Annotated in this window: 22 protein-coding genes; 12 read left to right on the top strand and 10 right to left on the bottom strand. The window is 40.2% G+C overall.

Annotated elements, in window-relative coordinates; genetic code table 11:
- The first annotated feature begins 11 nt into the window (after positions 1-11).
- From HGJ91_RS16520 to HGJ91_RS08305, 5 genes are all read left to right on the top strand, one after another.
- A complete protein-coding gene (locus tag HGJ91_RS16520) occupies positions 12-368 on the top strand; it encodes a hypothetical protein (RefSeq protein WP_367142591.1) in 357 nt (118 codons plus the stop codon).
- A 17-nt stretch (positions 369-385) separates the two neighbouring features.
- Entirely contained in the window at positions 386-1276 is an 891-nt protein-coding gene (locus tag HGJ91_RS08320; protein WP_367142589.1) for a hypothetical protein, read from the top strand.
- A 6-nt stretch (positions 1277-1282) separates the two neighbouring features.
- Entirely contained in the window at positions 1283-1597 is a 315-nt protein-coding gene (cutA, locus tag HGJ91_RS08315; protein ID WP_291347259.1) for a divalent-cation tolerance protein CutA, read from the top strand.
- A 199-nt stretch (positions 1598-1796) separates the two neighbouring features.
- Positions 1797-3206, top strand: coding sequence for an acetyl-CoA hydrolase/transferase C-terminal domain-containing protein (locus HGJ91_RS08310; protein WP_291347258.1), 1410 nt, complete (start codon positions 1797-1799; stop codon positions 3204-3206).
- A gap of 148 nt (positions 3207-3354) precedes the next feature.
- The gene (locus HGJ91_RS08305; protein WP_291347257.1) at positions 3355-5211 is read left to right on the top strand and encodes a GNAT family N-acetyltransferase; all 1857 of its coding nucleotides are present in this window, start codon (positions 3355-3357) and stop codon (positions 5209-5211) included.
- Here the strand turns inward: HGJ91_RS08305 and HGJ91_RS08300 are convergent.
- A complete protein-coding gene (locus tag HGJ91_RS08300) occupies positions 5204-6970 on the bottom strand; it encodes an acyl-CoA synthetase (protein WP_291347256.1) in 1767 nt (588 codons plus the stop codon). The two genes, HGJ91_RS08305 and HGJ91_RS08300, sit on opposite strands and share 8 nt — an antisense overlap.
- Before the next feature lie 151 nt (positions 6971-7121).
- Here HGJ91_RS08300 and HGJ91_RS08295 point away from each other — a divergent pair, with 151 nt between their 5' ends.
- From HGJ91_RS08295 to HGJ91_RS08285, 3 genes are all read left to right on the top strand, one after another.
- A complete protein-coding gene (locus tag HGJ91_RS08295) occupies positions 7122-8084 on the top strand; it encodes a tRNA-dihydrouridine synthase family protein (protein ID WP_291347255.1) in 963 nt (320 codons plus the stop codon).
- Positions 8085-8174: 90 nt separating this feature from the next.
- Positions 8175-8459, top strand: a complete 285-nt coding sequence (locus HGJ91_RS08290) for an HU family DNA-binding protein (protein WP_291347254.1) — start codon at positions 8175-8177, stop codon at positions 8457-8459.
- Positions 8460-8522: 63 nt separating this feature from the next.
- Positions 8523-9044: a universal stress protein gene (locus tag HGJ91_RS08285; RefSeq protein ID WP_291347253.1), complete on the top strand. Its 522-nt coding sequence runs from the start codon at positions 8523-8525 to the stop codon at positions 9042-9044.
- Between the two features lie 3 nt (positions 9045-9047).
- On the opposite strand, the gene HGJ91_RS08280 is transcribed toward HGJ91_RS08285, so the two are convergent.
- Both HGJ91_RS08280 and HGJ91_RS08275 read right to left on the bottom strand, forming a co-directional pair.
- On the bottom strand, positions 9048-9842 hold the full coding sequence (locus HGJ91_RS08280; RefSeq protein WP_291347252.1) for an alpha/beta hydrolase: 795 nt from the start codon (positions 9840-9842) through the stop codon (positions 9048-9050).
- 31 nt (positions 9843-9873) lie between these two features.
- Entirely contained in the window at positions 9874-11283 is a 1410-nt protein-coding gene (locus tag HGJ91_RS08275) for an MFS transporter (RefSeq protein WP_291347251.1), read from the bottom strand.
- An 85-nt stretch (positions 11284-11368) separates the two neighbouring features.
- Between HGJ91_RS08275 and HGJ91_RS08270 the strand changes: the two genes are divergently transcribed.
- From HGJ91_RS08270 to dusB, 3 genes are read left to right on the top strand one after another with little or no spacing between them, the layout of a single operon-like run.
- The gene (locus HGJ91_RS08270) at positions 11369-11740 is read left to right on the top strand and encodes a hypothetical protein (protein WP_291347250.1); all 372 of its coding nucleotides are present in this window, start codon (positions 11369-11371) and stop codon (positions 11738-11740) included.
- A complete protein-coding gene (locus HGJ91_RS08265) occupies positions 11721-12641 on the top strand; it encodes a DUF1848 domain-containing protein (RefSeq protein ID WP_291347249.1) in 921 nt (306 codons plus the stop codon). Before HGJ91_RS08270 ends, HGJ91_RS08265 begins: the two co-directional genes overlap by 20 nt.
- Entirely contained in the window at positions 12638-13603 is a 966-nt protein-coding gene (gene dusB / locus HGJ91_RS08260; RefSeq protein WP_291347248.1) for a tRNA dihydrouridine synthase DusB, read from the top strand. Before HGJ91_RS08265 ends, dusB begins: the two co-directional genes overlap by 4 nt.
- A gap of 4 nt (positions 13604-13607) precedes the next feature.
- On the opposite strand, the gene queF is transcribed toward dusB, so the two are convergent.
- Positions 13608-14012, bottom strand: a complete 405-nt coding sequence (queF, locus tag HGJ91_RS08255; RefSeq protein WP_291347247.1) for a preQ(1) synthase — start codon at positions 14010-14012, stop codon at positions 13608-13610.
- A gap of 302 nt (positions 14013-14314) precedes the next feature.
- Here queF and HGJ91_RS08250 point away from each other — a divergent pair, with 302 nt between their 5' ends.
- Entirely contained in the window at positions 14315-15073 is a 759-nt protein-coding gene (locus HGJ91_RS08250) for a hypothetical protein (protein ID WP_291347246.1), read from the top strand.
- A 54-nt stretch (positions 15074-15127) separates the two neighbouring features.
- Here HGJ91_RS08250 and HGJ91_RS08245 read toward each other — a convergent pair whose 3' ends face one another.
- Genes HGJ91_RS08245 through hisI form a run of 6 tightly spaced genes read right to left on the bottom strand, consistent with a single transcriptional unit; the run spans position 15128 to position 19324 of the window.
- Positions 15128-15421, bottom strand: a complete 294-nt coding sequence (locus HGJ91_RS08245) for an HNH endonuclease (RefSeq protein WP_291347245.1) — start codon at positions 15419-15421, stop codon at positions 15128-15130.
- 4 nt (positions 15422-15425) lie between these two features.
- Positions 15426-16322: a GTPase Era gene (era, locus tag HGJ91_RS08240; RefSeq protein WP_291347244.1), complete on the bottom strand. Its 897-nt coding sequence runs from the start codon at positions 16320-16322 to the stop codon at positions 15426-15428.
- On the bottom strand, positions 16315-16908 hold the full coding sequence (gene yihA, locus HGJ91_RS08235) for a ribosome biogenesis GTP-binding protein YihA/YsxC (protein WP_291347243.1): 594 nt from the start codon (positions 16906-16908) through the stop codon (positions 16315-16317). The genes era and yihA overlap by 8 nt, the downstream gene beginning before the upstream one ends.
- Positions 16905-18062 (bottom strand): pyridoxal phosphate-dependent aminotransferase, encoded by a 1158-nt coding sequence (locus HGJ91_RS08230; protein WP_291347242.1) that lies wholly within the window; start codon positions 18060-18062, stop codon positions 16905-16907. Before HGJ91_RS08230 ends, yihA begins: the two co-directional genes overlap by 4 nt.
- The gene (gene hisG, locus HGJ91_RS08225) at positions 18063-18938 is read right to left on the bottom strand and encodes an ATP phosphoribosyltransferase (protein WP_291347241.1); all 876 of its coding nucleotides are present in this window, start codon (positions 18936-18938) and stop codon (positions 18063-18065) included.
- On the bottom strand, positions 18938-19324 hold the full coding sequence (hisI, locus tag HGJ91_RS08220) for a phosphoribosyl-AMP cyclohydrolase (protein ID WP_291347240.1): 387 nt from the start codon (positions 19322-19324) through the stop codon (positions 18938-18940). The genes hisG and hisI overlap by 1 nt, the downstream gene beginning before the upstream one ends.
- Positions 19325-19381: the final 57 nt, after the last annotated feature.

Genomic DNA, 19381 nt, shown 5'->3' with positions numbered 1-19381 from the left:
CCCCCGTGCCGATGTCAAATTCATACAAAAAAAGACTTTCTCGCCTTCTACCGCAAATTGTGGATACATTTGGAACACCTTTCCATATTTACGATGAAAAAGGGATAAAAGAGACATGCCGCAAACTGAACACTGCCTTTGAAAACATTGAGGGATTCAAAGAATTTTTTGCAGTCAAAGCACTGCCAAACCCCTCCATCATGAAAATCATGCAGGAAATGGGATTTGGATTTGACTGCAGTTCCACACCGGAGATCCATTTGTCCAGGCAGATCGGCAGTTTCAAGGAAGATATCATGTTTACTTCAAATAACACCAGCATCTCCCAGTTTGAAACCGCACTGGAAAATGGGGGGGGTGTATCCTGAATCTGGATGACATTTCCTTGATTTCAAAAGTACCGGACATTCCTGACCTTATCTGTTTCAGGTACAACCCCGGCCCCCTGCGAAAAGGCAATAAAATCATTGGAAATCCCGTGGAATCAAAATATGGTGTCAGCCATGATCAAATCATCGATGCTTACAGCCAGTCCATAAAACTTGGGGTTAAAAGATTCGGTATTCACACCATGCTGGCATCCAATGAACTGAATTACGAATATATGGTTGAAACCACCCGAATGCTGCTGGATATAGTTGAACGAATCTGTGAAAAACTTGATATTACCTTTGAATTTATCAATATTGGCGGCGGACTGGGCATTCCTTACGCCCCGGATGCGAAACCGTTTGACCTTGATTCCATGGCCAGTGAAACTGCCCGGCTTTTCAAAAAATTTAAAGGAATCAATGGATGGGCACCCAAACTATACATGGAAAGCGGTCGATATATCACCGGCCCTCATGGGGTGCTGGTCACATCTGTAATCAACCATAAAAATACCTATAGAAAATATGTTGGTGTGGATGCATCCATGTCAGCACTTATGCGACCGGGCATGTATGACGCCTACCACCACATCCATATTCACGGAAAAGAGGATTCTCTCCTTTTGAAAAAAGCCGATGTGATGGGTGCATTATGCGAAAATATAGACAAATTTGCCGTTCAAAGAGAACTGCCTGCCACGGTTGAAGGTGATATTCTGGTTATCCACGACACCGGGGCCCACGGGCACGCCATGGGATTTAATTATAACGGCCACCTAAGACCAAAGGAGTTGCTGTTGAGAGAGGATTCAAGTGTTGAGCTGATCAGAAGTGCTGAAACCATGGAAAATTATTTTTCAACCCTCTCTTTTGAACCCGATACGTTAACTTTTGAGGAGATATAAAAAACCATGACATACTGCATTATCCTGACAACCTGTCCCAACAACGAGGAAGCAAACACCCTCGCTTCAAAACTCATTAATGAAAAACTGGCGGCCTGTGTTCAGCTCTCCTCTATAACCAGTTACTATACCTGGAAGGGCGACATCCATACTGATCCTGAAATCAGGCTGTTTATCAAAACAAGAACAAGGCTGTATGAATCGGTCGAGCAATTCATCAAACAGCATCACAGCTATGAAGTCCCTCAAATTGTTCAGATTCCCATTATGGACGGATCAGCTGAATACCTTGACTGGATTGATGAGAATACGCCTGCTTAGTCAAAAACCCCTGAACATCCTCGACACTGTTAACACCTTCAAGCACAGCATGGGCAAGCTTTTTAGTATTTCCACCCTTTGAATAATAAAGAACAAAAAATGACCCTTGCTCTGTTTGCTTTCCCTTAGTATAATCGTCTTTACCATTGACACATTTGCAATCGAATCAACCATACCCATTCAACTCCAAGGTAGAGATATGGAAAAAGACCCGGTTAAAATAAAACTTAAAGATATCGGCAAAATCCTTGTTAATCATTTTGGAAACAGGGACAACATAAATTGCTATATCAGCTCAAACGCTGCAACCCCCACTGCCAGTATTGAAGCACTGACCGAAGCCATCAAGGAAGAAAGCCCCAAGCTTCCTTTTATGAAAATGATCCATATCCTTTTACAAGGGAATGTCCCCTATGTCGAAGACGGCCTGCAAGACCGGGTAAAAGCCTACTCCATTTTCTCCGGAGGTGCCGTCAGGGATGCTGCCAATGCTGGAAGGGCATACTATCTTCCCTGCACTCTGGGAACGATGGACCGCCTGATCGGCAAAGGGTGTGCTTACGAAATAGATGTCGTTATAATGAAAGTACGCCAAAATAAAATGACCGGTGAATACAGCCTTGGTCTTTCTGTTGATGCCATCCACTCAGCTCTTGAGACCGCCACGATTGTTATTGCCGAGCTTGACCCTTCCATGCCCTTCACACAGGGACAAAGTGTCATTTCAGAGCAGGATATTGATTACATTATTGAAGATGGCATTAAGCCTGTCTATGCGTTTGATGCTCCTGATTTTGACAATCTCTCCAATGAAGAAAGGAGGATAGGAGAACTCATCACCGAATATTTCCTCGATGATGGAATGACCTTACAGGTGGGAATAGGGAAAATTCCCGATGCAGTTATTGGCGTTATCAGTTCAGCTGGCTATAAAGACCTTGGCGTACAGACCGAGCTATACGGGGATGGTTTGATGCATCTTCAGGAAAAAGGGATCATTAACAACAAAAGAAAAAAGATTAATACCGGATACAGTACCACAAGCCTGGTTATGGGATCAAAAAAACTTTATGATTTTGTTCATATGCGCTCCCAGGTTCAGATGAGGCCCTGTATATATACAAATTCAGCTCAAAAACTCCAGGCCTGCGCCCCTTTCCTTTCAGTCAATACTGCCATCGGTGTGGATTTGACAGGCAATGTATGGGCAGATTATATTAACCCCTCAACCTATTACGGTGGTGTTGGCGGGCAGCCTGATTTTGTAAGGGCACTAAGCCATAAAAAATACGGTACTCCCATTATCGCCATGAGAAGCTGCGCAAGAAATGGAACATCGAAAATTGTCCCTGCTCACCCCTCCGGCATCACACTGACTGCTTCTGCCTATGACGGTGTCGTTATTGTAACCGAATACGGCATTGCGGATTTACGAGATCTGCCCACCGGATTCAAAGCACTTGCCATAGCGAGCATTTCACATCCTGATTTCAGGGATGACCTTTTAAAAACAATTTATAATAATTCAAGAATTACAAAGCCAAAAGGATTTTCACTGGATAAGATACCACCGGGTGTCATCATGTATACCGGCAAAATTAAACTATAACTTCCTAAGAACTCTTGCCAAAACAGAATGTTAAAAATAAAAATGTTAAAAATAAAAATAACTCTCTTGTTTTCCCTGTACTTTGGTTTAAAATTATTTAATAATTAGTGCACTCAATCACCTTCACAGGCACGGCAGGAGAAATTGAATGAATCTTAGGAATGTTTGCCCTGACAAACTGATTACAACGCAGGAGAGCGTTAAAAAAATAAAAAACGGATCAAGGGTCTTTATCGGCACTGGATGCGGTGAGCCCCAAAGATTAATAAAAGCCATGGTAGAAGATTTATCCATTCAGGATATTGTTATCTACCAAATGCTTTCAACCACCCTTGCCAAATATGTCAATGATAAAAATTTTCTTTCAAGATTCTCTATAAAACTGTTTTTCATTTCTGTTTTAATGCGGCAGGCTGCTTTTGAAGGAAAGATAGATTATATTCCAGTTTATCTGTCACAGATCCCTACCATTTTTGAAAACCACGAAATCGGCCTTGATGTCGCCCTGATACAGATCAGCCCGCCGGATGATCATGGTTACTGTAGTTTAGGGATCTCGGTTGACATCACCCTTTCCGGGATGAAAAATGCAGATATTGTCATCGCCCAGGTCAATCCTGAAATGCCCAGAACCTGGGGGGACAGTATTATCCATGTTGATGAGATTGATTATCTTGTAGAGCATAAAGAGCCCATACTGGAATCCCTTCCTGAAATGAAAAATCAGAAAATCGTTGAAAGAATCGGCCATTATGTCAATATGCTTGTGGATGACGGGGCTACACTGCAAATTGGATTCGGACATCTGCCCGATGCTGTCATCCCCTATCTTTCCGATAAAAAAGATCTGGGTATCCACACACAGGTTATCACGGACGGACTTTTGCCTTTATTTGAAAAAAAAGTCATCACCAACAAAAAAAAATCATACCTTCCGGACAAGGTTGTTGCATCCCTGTGCATGGGATCCAAAAAGTTGTATGATTATGTTGACAACAATCCCATTTTTTATTTTAAATCTTCAGAATTTGTAAATGACCCCAATGTGATTGCAAAAAATGATAATTTTATTTCCATCAGTTCTGCTCTTGAGGTGGATCTGACAGGCCAGGTCTGTACAGATTCAAAGGGATATCTTTTTTACAGCGGCATTGGTGATCAGGTTGATTTTATCCGGGGTTCAGCCATGTCAAAGGGTGGTTTTTCCATTATTATCATTCCATCCACTGCCCAAAATGGTGAGGTTTCAAGAATTGTCACTCACTTAAGTGAAGGTGCCGGTGTGGCAACCACCAGGGGAGATATTGATATTATTGTGACTGAGTACGGCATTGCTGAGATGCGAAGGAAAAGCATCTATCAACGGGTTATGGAACTTGCCCGGATTGCTCACCCGAAATTCAGGAAAAACCTGATAGAAGAAGCAAAAAAAAGGCGTTACATTTTTCCGGATCAGCTCCCGCCAACGACTCAGGATCTTCTATTCCTGGATCAATACCACCATTCAGTAAAACTGGCCAATGGAAAAAATGTTGATTTCAGGCCCCTTTTACCGTCTGATGAGTTTGAATCCAGGCATTTTTACTATTCTTTGCAGGAAGACTCTATTTATTACAGATTTTTTAACAAACGAAAAATTTTTTCAAGGGATATGCTTCAAAAACAATGGGCCCTGGTGGATTATCGAAGAAACATGACCATCATCGGACTGATGCAGTTGGGCAAACGAAAACAGATTGTGGCGATTGGATCTTATGCTGAAGCAGATGCTGATTCCGCTGAAGTGGCATTTCTTGTTAAGGAAAGGCTCCATGGAATGGGAATTGGATCATATCTTCTTAAAATCCTTGAAACTATTGCAAAGGAGAACAATTACAAACAATTTATAGCAACGGTTCTGGCTGAAAACCGCAAAATGATCAATGTATTCCAAAAAAAATATCCATCAGCAAAATTCTTACGGAGCGGTAGCGGTGAAGTGGAAGTTGAAATGTCTTTTATGTAAATTTCTTTTTTAAATTCAGTTCCGGAAAATCCCAGTAAAAATATTCCTTAATTTCTTCGTCAACCGCCTTCCCTTGTTTGGCAATCTCAATTTGTCTTAATTCAATTCGCCTGATTTTGCCGCTGATGGTCTTTGGAACTTCAGAAACAAACTCTATGATTCTTGGGATTTTAAATTTTGGTAAAATGGTGATGGTATGTTTAAAAAGTTTCAGCGCCAGTTCCCTCGAAGCCTGATAACTTGGATTTAAAATCACATAGGCTTTAACAAGCTGATATCGATTTGGATCAGGCGCACCGATGACTGCCGCTTCTGCTACGGCAGGATATTCCACAAGGGCACTTTCAACTTCAAAAGGACCAATCCTGTAATCCGAGGATTTAATCACATCATCTGCCCTGCCCACAAACCACCAATACCCGTCTTCATCAAAAGATGCCCGGTCGCCGGTATAATAATAATTATCCACGAAAACAGAACTCATTTTTTCAGGACTGCCAATATATTCTGAAAAGAGCCCAATAGCCCGCCATTTATCGAGTTTAACCACAATATGGCCCGCCTGGTCCGCTTCAGTGATCTCATTGCCTTCATTATCGGCCAAAGCCACATCATACATGAAAGAAGGATACCCAAAAGATCCGGATCGCATTTTACCTTTCATCCAGGGAGGGTTTCCAATCATGGCTGTGGATTCAGTCTGACCGTAAAAGTCCCTTATCTCTGTATCAGTATGATTTTTCCATTTTTCAATCACATCGGGATTCAAGGGTTCTCCGGCACTGATAGATTGCTTTAAACAGGACAGGTTAAAAGAGTCAAGATTCATATTCACAAACATTCTCCAGGCGGTTGGAGGCGCACAAAACGTTGTCACTCCATGCCGTGAAACAGCATCAAGATATTGTTCTCCATCCAGGAATGAAAATTTAAACCCGGTTGTTGTGGCACCGACATTAAAGGGGGCAAAAAAGCTGGACCATGCCCATTTTGCCCATCCGGGTGCACTCAGGTTATGATGAACATCATCAGGTTTTATACCAATCATCACTGTGGTTGACAAATGTCCCACAGGATACGATACTGCTGTGTGTCCGACCCTTTTAGGAAGACCGGTTGTCCCGGAAGTGAAAAAGCAGAAAAGAATATCATCAGATCTTGTCTTTGCAGCCTTAGCTTCAAGGGATTCATTTTCAATTGTTTCAAATGATATCCAGCCCTCTTTTTGTCCCAAAACCAGTTTGAGTGTCGGTTCAATATCTATTTCTTCAAGCGCTTTATCAATCAGGCATGCAGAATCTTCATCTGCCACGATAGCCTTGGGAAAATAAGTTTCAAACCTGAATTCCAACTCTCTTTGACTCATTGTAGTCGCTGTTGGGATATTGACCATTCCCGCCTTAATGCAGGCAAGTCCCGCAAACCAGCTTTCAGGCAAGACAGGACTCATCATATAAAAATTATCCCCTTTTTCAATCCCTGATTTTAAAAAGAAATTTATCAGTTGATTTGCCCTTTGTGATAAGGTTCTGTAAGAATAAGTTTTGGTCTCCAAAGTATCGATATCTGTCCAGATCAAGGCTTCTTTTTCAGGAGTCTCCTTGACATGAAGATCTTCAAATATATCAGCGGCCCAATTAAAATATTCAGGCGGTTCCATGACATTTAACCGGGCAAACAGTTTTTGGGCACGCTCTTCCTTGTCCAGGGCTTCTTCCATCATATTTATCCGGATAACCTCTTTGAAAAACTCTTTCATTCCCTTAAAACACTCCTTGCAATCTATTTTAATGTTATATATAAATTAAGACCAAAACTATGGATTGTATAATTGATCATAATTATATTTGTCAATTTTTTTTTCTAATTTTTTGTAGATTTAATAAATTATTTAAACCGAACACCTCTGTATGGAAAAAGACGATACCACAATAATACTTGCCCCTATTCAGGGGTTTACCGATGTTACTTATCGAAATGTATTTTCAGATCATTTCTCAGGCGTAGATGAGGCTGTGGCCCCGTTTATTTCAACCATGGGCCAAATGCGACTAAAACCCTCCAGGATAAAAGATGTGGATCCTGAAAATAATAAAACCCTTTTTGTGGTCCCTCAAATCCTTGGAAATGTCGCCAAAGACTTCATATTTCTTGCAGATCATCTTTATGAAATGGGATTGAAAAAAATAAACTGGAACCTGGGCTGCCCCCATTCAAAAATTGCAAAAAAAAAGAGAGGGTCAGGGCTTTTAATGTATCCTGAGGAAATTGATGCTTTCCTGGATACCGTGCTGTCCAAAATTTCAAATACACTTTCTATAAAGCTCCGGTTGGGCAGAAGATCAAAAGATGAAATTTTCAAAGTCTTGCCTGTTTTGGATAAATATCCCTTAGATGAAATCATTCTTCACCCCAGAACCGGGCTACAGATGTATGAGGGGACATCAGATCATGATGCCTTTGCGAAAGCACTTCTTTACACCCGGCACTCGCTCACTTATAACGGTGATATAACGAATTTAAATTCATTCCATGCTGTCCAAAAAAAATTCCCCCATACCAGACGATTCATGATTGGCCGGGGCATTCTTTCCAATCCATTCCTTGCAGAGGATATAAAAAGAATTATCGTAAAAAAAAATCAAACTGCACGATTAAAAGATTTTCATGATGATCTTTTTGACAGCTACGAAAAAATATTCTCCGGCCCAGCTCATTTAACCGGACGAATGAAAGGATTCTGGAGCTATCTTGGCCCGTCTTTCAAACAAAGCAAAAAACCGCTTAAAAACATACTGAAAACCACCTCTATTGCTAAATACCAGGATATGGTAAAACGGTTTTTCAAAGCCGAACTTGAATTTAATAAATAGATAGAAATTTTACCTATTGAATTATCATTAATTTTTTTATTATATATAGAGAATAATTCGGGGTGTATATTAATAATATGGAGAGAATAAGTGAATAAGCTTAAATTGATTGAAACACTGAAAAACAGATGTTCTCTGAGTCAAAATGAAGCAACTGACGTTGTGAATTTATTTTTTTTTGAGATGGCAAATGCCCTGACAAATGGGAATCGAGTTGAACTGAGGGGACTATGGTCCTTTCATCTGAAAGAATATAAATCCTATACCGGCAGGAATCCGAAAACAGGAGAAATTGTTCAGATTGATCCTAAAAAACTTCCCTTCTTTAAATGTGGCAAAGAATTAAAAAAAAGAGCTGATTACAGGCTCAATTAATTAATATAGGTAATAAAACACTAAAATAACCGTTCCTTAAATAAAAATACGGGGGTACTGAAAATGATTCAACCGACAAAAAATATCCTTTTTGCATCTGATCTTTCTGCTGATATGAGGCAGGTTTTTGAGCATGCTGCAACTTTAGCCACCTTCCATAATGCCAATATCATCGTTCTTCATGTGATGGAAGAGCATTCTGAAAATCAAGTCCGCATGGCCTTTGGTGAACAATTATATCAAAACTTAAAATCCAAGCATCGAAACGAGGCAAAAGACATTCTGATAGGAAAAAATATTGATGCCCTGAGAATCCGTCAGGCCATTGCCGGTTTTTTTGAAGGCGCCGAACAAAACAAAGACGAATCTGAGAACAATTCCCTGATTTCAAAAATTCTGGTAGCTGAAGGTCGTTCCATTGCTGATGAAATCACATCAACTGTTAAAGAGGAAGGCTGCGACTTGATTGTTATGGGATGCAAACAGCAGGGACTCCTGGCAGATGCCATGGGAAACAATATGGTCAGAAAGGTATTGAAACGATCCCGGGTTCCGGTTTTTATCATTCCTTTTGAGAAAAAATAGGGTCTATTGAAGGCAGATCTTTTTAATATGTTCCAGGTATTGGCCCATTCCTCTCATAAAAATATCATTATGATTTGCCCCCTTGATCTCCAAAAGTGTTTTATCGCTTGACGCACATGCATCAAAGAGAGCCTGACCATCTGAAAATGGGATGATGTGGTCAAATTGAGCATGAATCACCAGACAGGGTTTTGAAAACGTCTTGATTTTATCAATATTTTCAAAACCCTGTTCTTCCTTAAAGCCGATGATCTGAGGATTAATACCAAGCTTTTGCAGCAATGGTGCCGCCCAGGCAAATCCACTTTCAATAATCAGACATTTAAAATCATTTGCTCTTGTGGCACAAAGTTCAATTACAGAAGCACTGCCCAAAGATCTTCCCATGACACAGAGAGGACCGGTCAATTTCATGTTTGACATATACGCCAGGACAAAATCAAAAACCCTAAGGCAATCCGTCATCATTGATGTGACAGATGCAGTACCTGTTGATCTTCCGTATCCCCGGTAATCCACCACAAAAAAATTGATCCCCATATCATTATACAGACATCCGAAATCGTCATAATCCGAAACAATTTCCCCATTGCCATGAAAAAAAAGTATCAAGGGGGCATCGTTCTTTACAAAATGAAATGATGCCCCCACCTGAACATCTTCGTCAACCTGGATCATTATGTCATCCCGGTTGTTTCCTGTCTGCCTTAAGCTGTCTTCAAATCGTGGATGGAAAAGATGCCTTAAAACTTGAGGCTGATCCAAAACTGAGAAATTTTTCGTATTCAATTGTACCATACACCCTCCTCCTGACGAAATCATTCTTTATTCAGTGGTCTTTGCCCCTGGCAAAGGTTACCCCTATTCCAAAAATTGAAAGAATAGCACCCATCAGCATTGTTCGCTTAAAACTGATCATAAAAAAAGGTTCCATTGATGCCAGATAATTTTCAAGGCTTGAACCATTTGTAAGCATTGAAAAAGAACTTGTAAAAATCAATCCGGCCAGCGCAACTCCGACCACCATCCCAAGGTTCCTGGCTGTAGCAACAGCCCCGGAGGCGATTCCGCGTCTTGACAACGGCACGCAACTCATAATGGCCGTATTATTGGGAGACACATAAAGCGCTGTTCCGATTCCGGCAAGGGCAATCCGCCACAGGATTGATAAAACACCCATGGACGGATGAACATGCATTAATGAAATCAAAGACACTGCCAAGACACTCATACCCATCATACATAAACGCCTTGAACCAAACGTATCATACAGCATTCCTGACACGGGACTTACAAATAAAAGGAACAAAAAAAGGACAATCATGATCAACCCTGTTTTTGATGCGGAAAAACCACAGGGATATGTCAGGTAAAACGGCATCATAAAAACAATAACAAAAAGAGCCGCAAATAAAATAGCCGAAGAAATCACTGGAAATAAAAATAATTTTATTTTCAAAAGTTCCATATCAAACAAGGGATAGTCTGATCTTGCCTCATTTGTCACAAAACCGATACTTGCCAGAATGCAAAGACCTGCAAATGAGAGGGATAGAATTGAAGCGATCCCCCACTTGGACAATTGTGTTAAAAAAATAATCAGGCTTGATATCATAATGATCAATAAAACACTTCCTGTTTTATCCATGGGCTCATAACTTCCCCGGGCCGTATGAACGCTTTTTAAAATAAACATTCCCCCTATGGCAGCAGCAATCCCAATGGGAATATTGATATAAAAAATGAACCGCCAGGAAAGATATTCAAGAATAAGTCCGCCAACGACCGGTCCGGTCGTGAGTCCGGCAGCAACCACGGCCCCGATCATCCCAAGTGCTTTTCCCCGCTCCTGGACAGGGAAAACATCTACAATCAGGGCTGGTGAACAGGCCATCAGCATAGAAGCTCCACACCCTTGTACACTCCTGGAAACGATTAAAAATTGAGGCGTTCGGGCCATAGCACATAATAGAGAACCCGCCACAAATATGGCAAACCCCAGGACATACACAGATCTCCTGCCTTTAATATCAGAAAGCCTGCCAAAGGTTAAAAGCAAAGAGGAAATAGTCATAAGGTAAATTAAGACCACCCACTGAATGGTTTGCATATCTGTTTGCAAATCCTGCATCATATAAGGGAGTGCAACATTGACAATACTGGAATCCAGGGTTGACATAAAAATTGAGGTTGCAACAAGGAAAAAAATTTTCCATTTTTTTTCATCAACAGGGGTCATCTTTTCATTCCATTCTTTGTAGTAATGAAAAGATTATGTTATATGAAGCCAATTGACAAGAAAAATAAAAACGGATGAGGGGGCTATGGCCGCTGTTAATGAAGTTGTCTTAATATATCTTGAAGATACACCCATCTCTTTTGCAAGGGTGGAAGGTATCCTGCCGGATGCAAAAAAAGACTGGTATCATATCAAACTGCTAATGCTCCAAATCCCTTTACAGATTGTCACATGGACTTTAAAAGATGACTATATTAATGGCCAGGAATTTCATATGAGTGGCAAAAAAATGAAAATAGAAAAGGTTGAAAGCCCTGTTGAAGATCTGCCGTTATCAAAGCCAGACATTCCTTCCGATCAGAAAACCAAAAAAAATATTGGCTCCGAAAAAAAGGAACACGCCAAGATCATCTCTTTTTCCGACTTAAAAAAGAATCATGAACCGGAATCCGGATAAGATCTTATCTGCCTCAAGAAGAACGGATATTCCCGCCTTCTACCTGGACTGGTTCATGGACCGTATCAAACTCGGGTTTTTCAATGTAATAAACCCGTATAACAAAACCATTAAAAAAGTCGAAGTATCCAGGGATTCAATTCATTCAATTGTATTCTGGTCAAAAAACTATGATGCATTTATCAAAGCTAAAGCAGGTGAAAAACTGAATGAACTTGGCTTCAATCTCTATTTCAATTTTACAATAAACTCTGAGTCCTCTCTACTTGAGCCTAATCTGCCACCCTTAAGGAAAAGACTTGAACAATTAAACGAACTTGCCTCCCTCTTTGGGCCTGAAAAAATATCCTGGCGATTTGACCCCATTTGTTTTTACGAAACAGGTGACAACGGATCGGCAAAAAACAATCTTTCGGATTTTTCCATAATTGCAGGACAAGCCTCAAAACTTGGAATTAAAAAATGTGTCACAAGTTTTTTTGACAATTACACCAAGATCCGGAGAAGGCTTAAATTTTTATGTCAAAAAAATCATCGATCTGTTTTTTTTACTGATCCGTCAATGGATAAAAAAACAGCCGTGATTCATCGAATGGAAAAACATTTGGCAGCAACCGGCATAACGCTTTCTCTGTGCTGCGAAAAAGAATTGTTCGCAAATCTTGATACCGACACAAGGATTCGTCAAAATTCATGCGTAGACGGCAATTTGTTAAAAACACTCTTTAAGGGTCACCCTGAAATCAAAAGAGACTACGGCCAACGCTCAAAACAGGGGTGTAACTGCACTAAATCCATTGATATCGGATCGTATGAAGAACATCCATGTTTCCATAATTGTCTTTATTGCTATGCAAACCCTAAAATTGATACCTTCATTAAAAAAACTAAAATTCAATGAAAATTAAAAACCTTTTTATAAACGGAAAAACCTTTTTAGCTCCCCTTGCAGGAATTACCAACCTGCCATTCCGACTTCTTGTGAAAGAATGCGGTTGTGCTGTTGTCTGTTCCGAAATGGTCAGCGCCAAAGGGATTTTTTATAATTCTGAAAAAACCCTGGCTCTTTTATCTTCTAAAAAAGAAGAACAGCCCCTGTCTGTCCAATTGTTCGGTTCTGATCCCGATTCCATGGCAAAAGGTGCAAAAGTTATACAGGACCTGAAAGTTGCCAGTATTATCGATATTAACTTTGGATGCAGTGTGAAAAAGGTCGTAAAACAGGGGGCCGGGGTTGCATTGATGAAAGAAGCCGAACTAAGCGAAAGAATCTTAACCGCCGTCCGAAAGGCAATTGATCTGCCGCTGACCATAAAATTACGATCTGGCTGGGATTTTTCAGGACAACAGGCATTTAAAATCGCACAAATCGCACAGAACTCAGGCGTGGATGCCATCGTCATGCATCCCAGAACCGCAAATCAGGGATTTAAAGGCAAGGCGAACTGGGACTTAATTAAAGAATTAAAGCAGCAATTGTCTATTCCTGTTATTGGCAATGGTGACATTAACACTGTTGAAGATGCCCAAAAAATGATCGCACAGACCGGTTGTGATGCTGTCATGGTTGGACGCGCTGCCATGAAAAATCCATTTATTCTGTCCCAGATTGATAATTTTCTTTCTACCGGATCTTATAAAACCCCTTCGAATTACGATATATTCAGAACAATGGAGCGGTTGACCGAGATGTATGTGGACTATTTTGGAGAAAAACCTGCCTGCAAAATGCTTCGCGGCAGGCTTTCATGGTTTGTAAAAGGAATGCCTGGAAGTTCTGCTTTCAGAAAAAATATATCCCGCATCAATTCAAATAATCAAGTGCTGGCCCTCATTAAAGAATTTGAAACCAGTATGGCATAGGCTTTTATTCTTTTTTATAGGCGGCCGTTGCTATGGAGCTGATTCCTCCTCTGGGTGTAAACTCACCGGTGACTTCCATTCTCAAAGGTTTTAAAACCTGAACCAGATCATCAAGGATCTTGTTGACCACATGTTCATAAAACATGCCGACATTTCTAAATTGTAACAAATAATATTTTAACGACTTCAGTTCAACAATGGTCTCATCAGGTTGATACTTTATCGTGATGCAACCATTATCCGGCAGCCCTGTCATTGGACATACCGACGTATATTCAGGCTGCTTTATGATGATATCAATACTTCGTTTGGATTTATATGCGTATTCTATCGGTTGCAAAAAATCAGTTTTTACAATGCTTGGATTTTCGATTCGGTAATTGGTCTTATACGTTTTATTTTCAATCATATTTCAATTGTCCTTACAAATGATAAAATTTAATAAATAATAAATTTTATCATAAAAAAAATTATGTTTCAAACAATTAAACAGCGAAAAGGCGCATCGTTATCGCCATTTGAAAAATCGTAAAAAAAGCTTGACAAAAGTCTGGAAAAAAAGGATAAATTTGACAGTAATATTATGCTGACATTAAAGAAATTTTGAACCTTCTTTAAAAATTAATAGGTTGAAAGATTTGATCAGTTTTAGCCGGATTTGGTGTTACCATTTTTGGCATTTTAATATAGTTCGAGGAGGATACAAACCAAATGAATGATTTTTTACAAAGTCTCCGTAATGGCCAGACCGAAAAACAACGAACACCAAAAACACGTAAAAACTATGATAATTCCTATCATTACACCAGTCTCCCCAGATTCCCTTCTTATGGTGGATACCAGAATACCAGAAACCAGCACATGAAAAAACCCTCTGCTCCACATCAGGCTGGAAATCAGCTCCCAGTGGAGGATACTTCAACAACATCCATATTAGCAGAAGCCATTGAAAACTTAAGCAGCCACTTTGAAATTCTGATAAAAAATCAGGATGACCTGATAAATACTCAGGAAAGAACTGTAGACATGCTGGAACGCCAGGCTATCGCCATTGAAAGGATTGTAGATCATCTGAATATCGCTCCCGTAAAAAAACTAATATATCAAAAAAACAGCGTCTCTAATAAAAAAACTTTTGAACACCATTATGTAACCTCCCAAAAACCGAAACCTGACATCACCACACCTGTTGAAACACCTGTTGAAACACCTGTTGAGAATATTGAACCTAAAAAATCGATTATTCGAAAAAGGAAAAAAGTCGTAGCAAAAAAGATCGAAGAAACTGCTTCAACTGATCCAAAACTTCTCAACCGTAAAACTGTCATGGATATCATCCACAGTATGAGAGCCGATGGCGCGACATTTGATCAGGTTGCCAGCCGCTTGATTGAACTGGGCCAGCCGACCTTCTCCGGTCGGGGAGAATGGCACGCACAAACCATTCACAGGCTTTGCAATAAAAAATAAGCTTATCTTAAGCTTCAAAAATAAACAGCGGACAAGAAAATGCTTCCTCGCTGTTTATTTTTTTATGGACGTCATATATCCTTCCCATTCCGAAGGGATAAGCTGCTTTTTTTTCGTATTACAATCTTTACAGCATGTCACAAGATTAAACTTTTCCGACTTGCCTCCCCTGGCCAGGGGAATGACATGATCCATGGTAAGTTCTTTGGGTAAAAAATTATTTTTACAATAATGACAGATTCCCAACGCGCGTTTTCGCTTCCACCATTGACTGGATCGCAGTTTTCTCGCCTTGTCCCGTTCTTTTTTCAAGAATGCTTCGTCTGCGAAAGTAAAAAACTGATCCATGGATTTAGTAACCGAATTCGTTCAACATTCTTCCATTGTCGACCCAGTTTTTCGTCACTTTTACAAACAGCTTTAACAGCACTTTCTGGCCGGTCATTTGTTCAATGTCTTTTCTTGCCTTGGTCCCTATTTTTGATAACATGGAACCTTTCTTTCCGATGATGATACCCTTTTGAGAATCCCTGATGACATGAATGCTGGCATGGATGACGATCAACTTCTTTTCCACTTCAAAGGAATCCACAGTCACCGCGCTTGAATAAGGGATCTCCATCCCTGTTAACCGAAATACTTTTTCCCTTATTATCTCTTTGACCATAAATTTTTCAGACACATCCGTAAATGTTTCTTCAGGAAACAGCCTGGGACCTTCGGCTAAAGATTGTTCGATTTCTTCGAGAAGATTTTTTACCTGAATATCCTTTTTAGCCGAAACCGGAACGATTGCCTTAAAATCATGCAATTTTTGAAATTCTTCAACAAGCGTATAAATCTGTGCCTTTTTAACCAGATCAATTTTATTCAGCGCAAGGAAAACTGTTTTAGATATTTTTTTTAATTGCGATATGATCAATTTCTCTGCTGAATAATTTCTAGCGGCTACATCCACCATAAACAAGATCACATCTACATCTTCTAAAGCCAGTATGGCCTGACCAACAATTCTCTTGTTCAACAGGGTTGTACTTTTATGGATCCCGGGTGTATCAACAAAAATAATCTGGGATGACGGCCTGTTCACAATACCAAGAATTCTATCCCGGGTTGTCTGAGGTTTTTTGGATGTAATGGAAATTTTCTGACCCAGCACCTGGTTGAGCAAGGTGGATTTGCCTGCATTGGGGGCGCCGATGATTCCCACAAATCCTGATCGGATATTATTTTCTTTTTTCTTATTCATTATACCAGTCTATTAAATTCTCAATTTCCCCTAAAACCGTATCTCTTCCTCTTTTTGTCTTGGTAGAAAAAAGAATAACGCTGTCCTTTTCCCGGTTCATTTGGGAGCAGATAGATAAAAGTCTTTTCTGCTGTTTTGTTTTTGACAGTTTATCAGATTTTGTTAAAATTACCAAATACGGCATTTCATGAGATTCCAGCCAGTCAACCATATCAAATTCCTCTTTTCCAGGGTCTCTTCGAATATCAATCAATAAAACCAAACCCAAAAGATTTTGGCGCTGGGAAAGATACAAATTAACCATTGGCTGCCATTGAGATCTGATTTTTTTTGATACTTTAGCATAGCCATAACCTGGAAGATCTACAAAAGAAAGCATTTCATTAACTAAAAAAAAATTGATGAGCTGGGTACATCCCGGTTTTGAACTTGTTTTCACCATATTTCTTCTCTGGATCAATGTATTGATCAAAGAGGATTTGCCTACATTGGATCGGCCCGCAAAAGCGATTTCAGAAAAATCATACTCCGGGTACTGAGATGGCTTAACAGCACTTTTAACAAATTCGACAGTTTTAATCATCATGACAAGTTTTTTAAATAACCTTCCATACGGTCTAAACCAATTTTCAGATTCTCCATGGAATTTGCATAGGAAAATCGTAAGTACCCTTCCCCGTTTTCCCCAAAATCAATCCCCGGGGTGACCCCGACATGAGCTTTTTCCAAAATATCAAAGGCAAGGGCATATGAATCGGTTGAGATGTGTTTTGCATTGGCAAACACATAGAATGCACCTGTGGGTTCAATGGTAATCCCAAGCCCCATTTGTTTTAATCTCTCAATGACATAGATGCGTCGCTTGTTGTACGTCTCTTTCATGGCCCGGGTCTCTTTCTGGGCACCTTTTAAGGCTGCTGCGCCTGCAAGCTGGGCCACGGAATTTGCACAAATGAAAAAATTCTGCTGAAGGATCTGTAACGCCCGAACAAATTCAGGTGGTGCTATTAGATATCCAAGACGCAGGCCGGTCATGGCAAAAAGTTTTGAAAAACCGTTCAACACAAAGGCCTTATCTGTAAATTCAAAGATTGAATGTTCTTTTCCTTCATAGACAAGTCCGTGATAAATTTCATCTGAAATCACATAAAGGTTGTTGGCTTCTGCAATATCCACAATCTGCTGCATTCTTTTCTTTGGAATGACATTTCCCGTTGGATTAGAAGGAGAATTAATAAAAATCGCTTTTGTTTTAGATGTTATCTTCTCTTTTATCGCTTCCGGGGTATAGACAAACCCTTCCTCTTCCAGGACCTTCACCGTCACCGGAACCCCTTGAACATAATTGATGAAATTAGCATAGCAGGCATAATGCGGATCGGAAACAATGACCTCATCCCCAGGATTTACCAAGGCGGAAAACAACAGCAGCATGGCCGGAGAAGTACCTGACGTCACCAGGATCTGCCCGGGATCAATGGTCGTGTTATAGGTTGTTTTATGGTACTCACTGATGGCCTCCCTCAATCGAATATCCCCCAGGCTGTGGGTATAGTGTGTCTCATTTTTGGAGAAAGCTTCAATGGCGACCTTATTGACACACTCGGGCACATTAAAGTCAGGCTCTCCGATCTCCATATGGATGACATCAATACCGGATGCCTCCATTTTATGGATCTTTTCAAGAATCTCCATAACGATAAAAGGCGTTATTTTTTCACATCTGTCGGCGGGTTTCATTTAAAGCACCTTATTTAACGGATATTCAATAATGCCTTCTGCACCAACTTTGAGCAGCTTTGGAATCAAATCCCTGACCAGCCCTGTATCGATAATGCTTTCCACGGCAAACCAGTCGGATTGATACAAGGGTGCAATGGTAGGTGTATTCAGGCTTGGTAGAAGAGCAACAACCTTTGCAATTTTATTTTCAGGTACATTCATTTTTATTCCCACCAGCTTTTCAGCAACGAGTGCCCCTTGCAGCAACATAGCGATCTGTTCTATTTTCTCTCTTTTCGCAGGACTTTTCCAGGCTGTCTTATTTGCAATCAATTGCGTGTTGGTTTCCATGACTTCATGGATCACCCTTAAGCTATGAGCCCTTATCGTACTCTCGGTTTCCGTGATCTCCACAATGGCATCTGCAAGGCCTGAAACAATCTTCGCCTCTGTGGCACCCCAGGAAAATTTTATGTTTACATCAATATTCCGGTCTTTGAAAAACCGTTTTGTAAATTTTACAAGCTCAGTGGAAATGGTTTTGCCTGCAAGATCCTCAAGGGTTTTTATGGGAGAATCCTTTGCAACGGCAATCACCCATCTTGCAGGTCGGGCACTGACTTTTGAATAGATAAGATCGGTCACCACATGGACATCGGATTCATGTTCTGCAATCCAGTCAAGACCTGTCAATCCGGCATCGATAACGCCACTTTCAACATTGATGGACATCTCCTGGGCACGGCACATGGCGCATTCAATGGACGCATCATTTATATCGGGGAAGTAACTTCTTCCTTCTATATTAATTTTCCACCCGGACCGTTTAAAAAGATTTATTGTTGCATTCTGAAGGCTTCCCTTGGGAATTCCTAATTTCAGTATTTTTTCCATTATTTATATACCTCTTTGGGGTCAAAAATTCTCGATTCTACTATTTTCAACTCATTATCTTCCACTTTTGAAAAAAAGCAACTCTTATATCCTTTATGACAAGCTGCACCACCCACCTGATCCACCTTTAAAAGGAGGGTATCCTTATCACAATCCACCCGGATTTCCTTTACATTCTGCACATGACCGGATGTTTCTCCTTTTTTCCATAATACCTGCCTTGATCGGCTATAGTATGTAGCTCTTCCGCTTTGCAGCGTTTCTTCAAAGGCGTGTTCATTCATGTAAGCCAGCATCAAGACTTCACTGGTGTTATAATCCTGTGCAATGACGGGAATCAATCCATTGGTTTTTTTAAAATCAAGTTCAAAATCAAGTTTTACCATGACGTGTAACAACTCCTTTAGAATGTAATAATAAAAACTTATCTAAATAACCGGTAT

The sequence above is a fragment of the Desulfobacula sp. genome, from assembly GCF_014237455.1.
In the GTDB taxonomy this organism is placed as follows: Bacteria; Desulfobacterota; Desulfobacteria; order Desulfobacterales; family Desulfobacteraceae; genus Desulfobacula.
This window is presented reverse-complemented; position numbering and strand designations above follow the sequence as displayed.

What these genes read in the sequence shown, in the direction of transcription:
- HGJ91_RS08265 (WP_291347249.1), top strand. Translation starts at nt 11,721, where the DNA reads ATGAACCGGAATCCGGATAAGATCTTATCTGCCTCAAGAAGAACGGAT.
- HGJ91_RS08300 (WP_291347256.1), bottom strand. Translation starts at nt 6,970, where the DNA reads ATGAAAGAGTTTTTCAAAGAGGTTATCCGGATAAATATGATGGAAGAA.
- dusB (WP_291347248.1), top strand. Translation starts at nt 12,638, where the DNA reads ATGAAAATTAAAAACCTTTTTATAAACGGAAAAACCTTTTTAGCTCCC.
- hisG (WP_291347241.1), bottom strand. Translation starts at nt 18,938, where the DNA reads ATGGAAAAAATACTGAAATTAGGAATTCCCAAGGGAAGCCTTCAGAAT.
- HGJ91_RS08295 (WP_291347255.1), top strand. Translation starts at nt 7,122, where the DNA reads ATGGAAAAAGACGATACCACAATAATACTTGCCCCTATTCAGGGGTTT.
- hisI (WP_291347240.1), bottom strand. Translation starts at nt 19,324, where the DNA reads ATGGTAAAACTTGATTTTGAACTTGATTTTAAAAAAACCAATGGATTG.
- HGJ91_RS08310 (WP_291347258.1), top strand. Translation starts at nt 1,797, where the DNA reads ATGGAAAAAGACCCGGTTAAAATAAAACTTAAAGATATCGGCAAAATC.
- cutA (WP_291347259.1), top strand. Translation starts at nt 1,283, where the DNA reads ATGACATACTGCATTATCCTGACAACCTGTCCCAACAACGAGGAAGCA.
- HGJ91_RS08285 (WP_291347253.1), top strand. Translation starts at nt 8,523, where the DNA reads ATGATTCAACCGACAAAAAATATCCTTTTTGCATCTGATCTTTCTGCT.
- yihA (WP_291347243.1), bottom strand. Translation starts at nt 16,908, where the DNA reads ATGATGATTAAAACTGTCGAATTTGTTAAAAGTGCTGTTAAGCCATCT.
- HGJ91_RS16520 (WP_367142591.1), top strand. Translation starts at nt 12, where the DNA reads ATGTCAAATTCATACAAAAAAAGACTTTCTCGCCTTCTACCGCAAATT.
- HGJ91_RS08275 (WP_291347251.1), bottom strand. Translation starts at nt 11,283, where the DNA reads ATGACCCCTGTTGATGAAAAAAAATGGAAAATTTTTTTCCTTGTTGCA.
- HGJ91_RS08280 (WP_291347252.1), bottom strand. Translation starts at nt 9,842, where the DNA reads ATGGTACAATTGAATACGAAAAATTTCTCAGTTTTGGATCAGCCTCAA.
- HGJ91_RS08245 (WP_291347245.1), bottom strand. Translation starts at nt 15,421, where the DNA reads ATGGATCAGTTTTTTACTTTCGCAGACGAAGCATTCTTGAAAAAAGAA.
- HGJ91_RS08250 (WP_291347246.1), top strand. Translation starts at nt 14,315, where the DNA reads ATGAATGATTTTTTACAAAGTCTCCGTAATGGCCAGACCGAAAAACAA.
- HGJ91_RS08305 (WP_291347257.1), top strand. Translation starts at nt 3,355, where the DNA reads ATGAATCTTAGGAATGTTTGCCCTGACAAACTGATTACAACGCAGGAG.
- era (WP_291347244.1), bottom strand. Translation starts at nt 16,322, where the DNA reads ATGAATAAGAAAAAAGAAAATAATATCCGATCAGGATTTGTGGGAATC.
- HGJ91_RS08270 (WP_291347250.1), top strand. Translation starts at nt 11,369, where the DNA reads ATGGCCGCTGTTAATGAAGTTGTCTTAATATATCTTGAAGATACACCC.
- queF (WP_291347247.1), bottom strand. Translation starts at nt 14,012, where the DNA reads ATGATTGAAAATAAAACGTATAAGACCAATTACCGAATCGAAAATCCA.
- HGJ91_RS08230 (WP_291347242.1), bottom strand. Translation starts at nt 18,062, where the DNA reads ATGAAACCCGCCGACAGATGTGAAAAAATAACGCCTTTTATCGTTATG.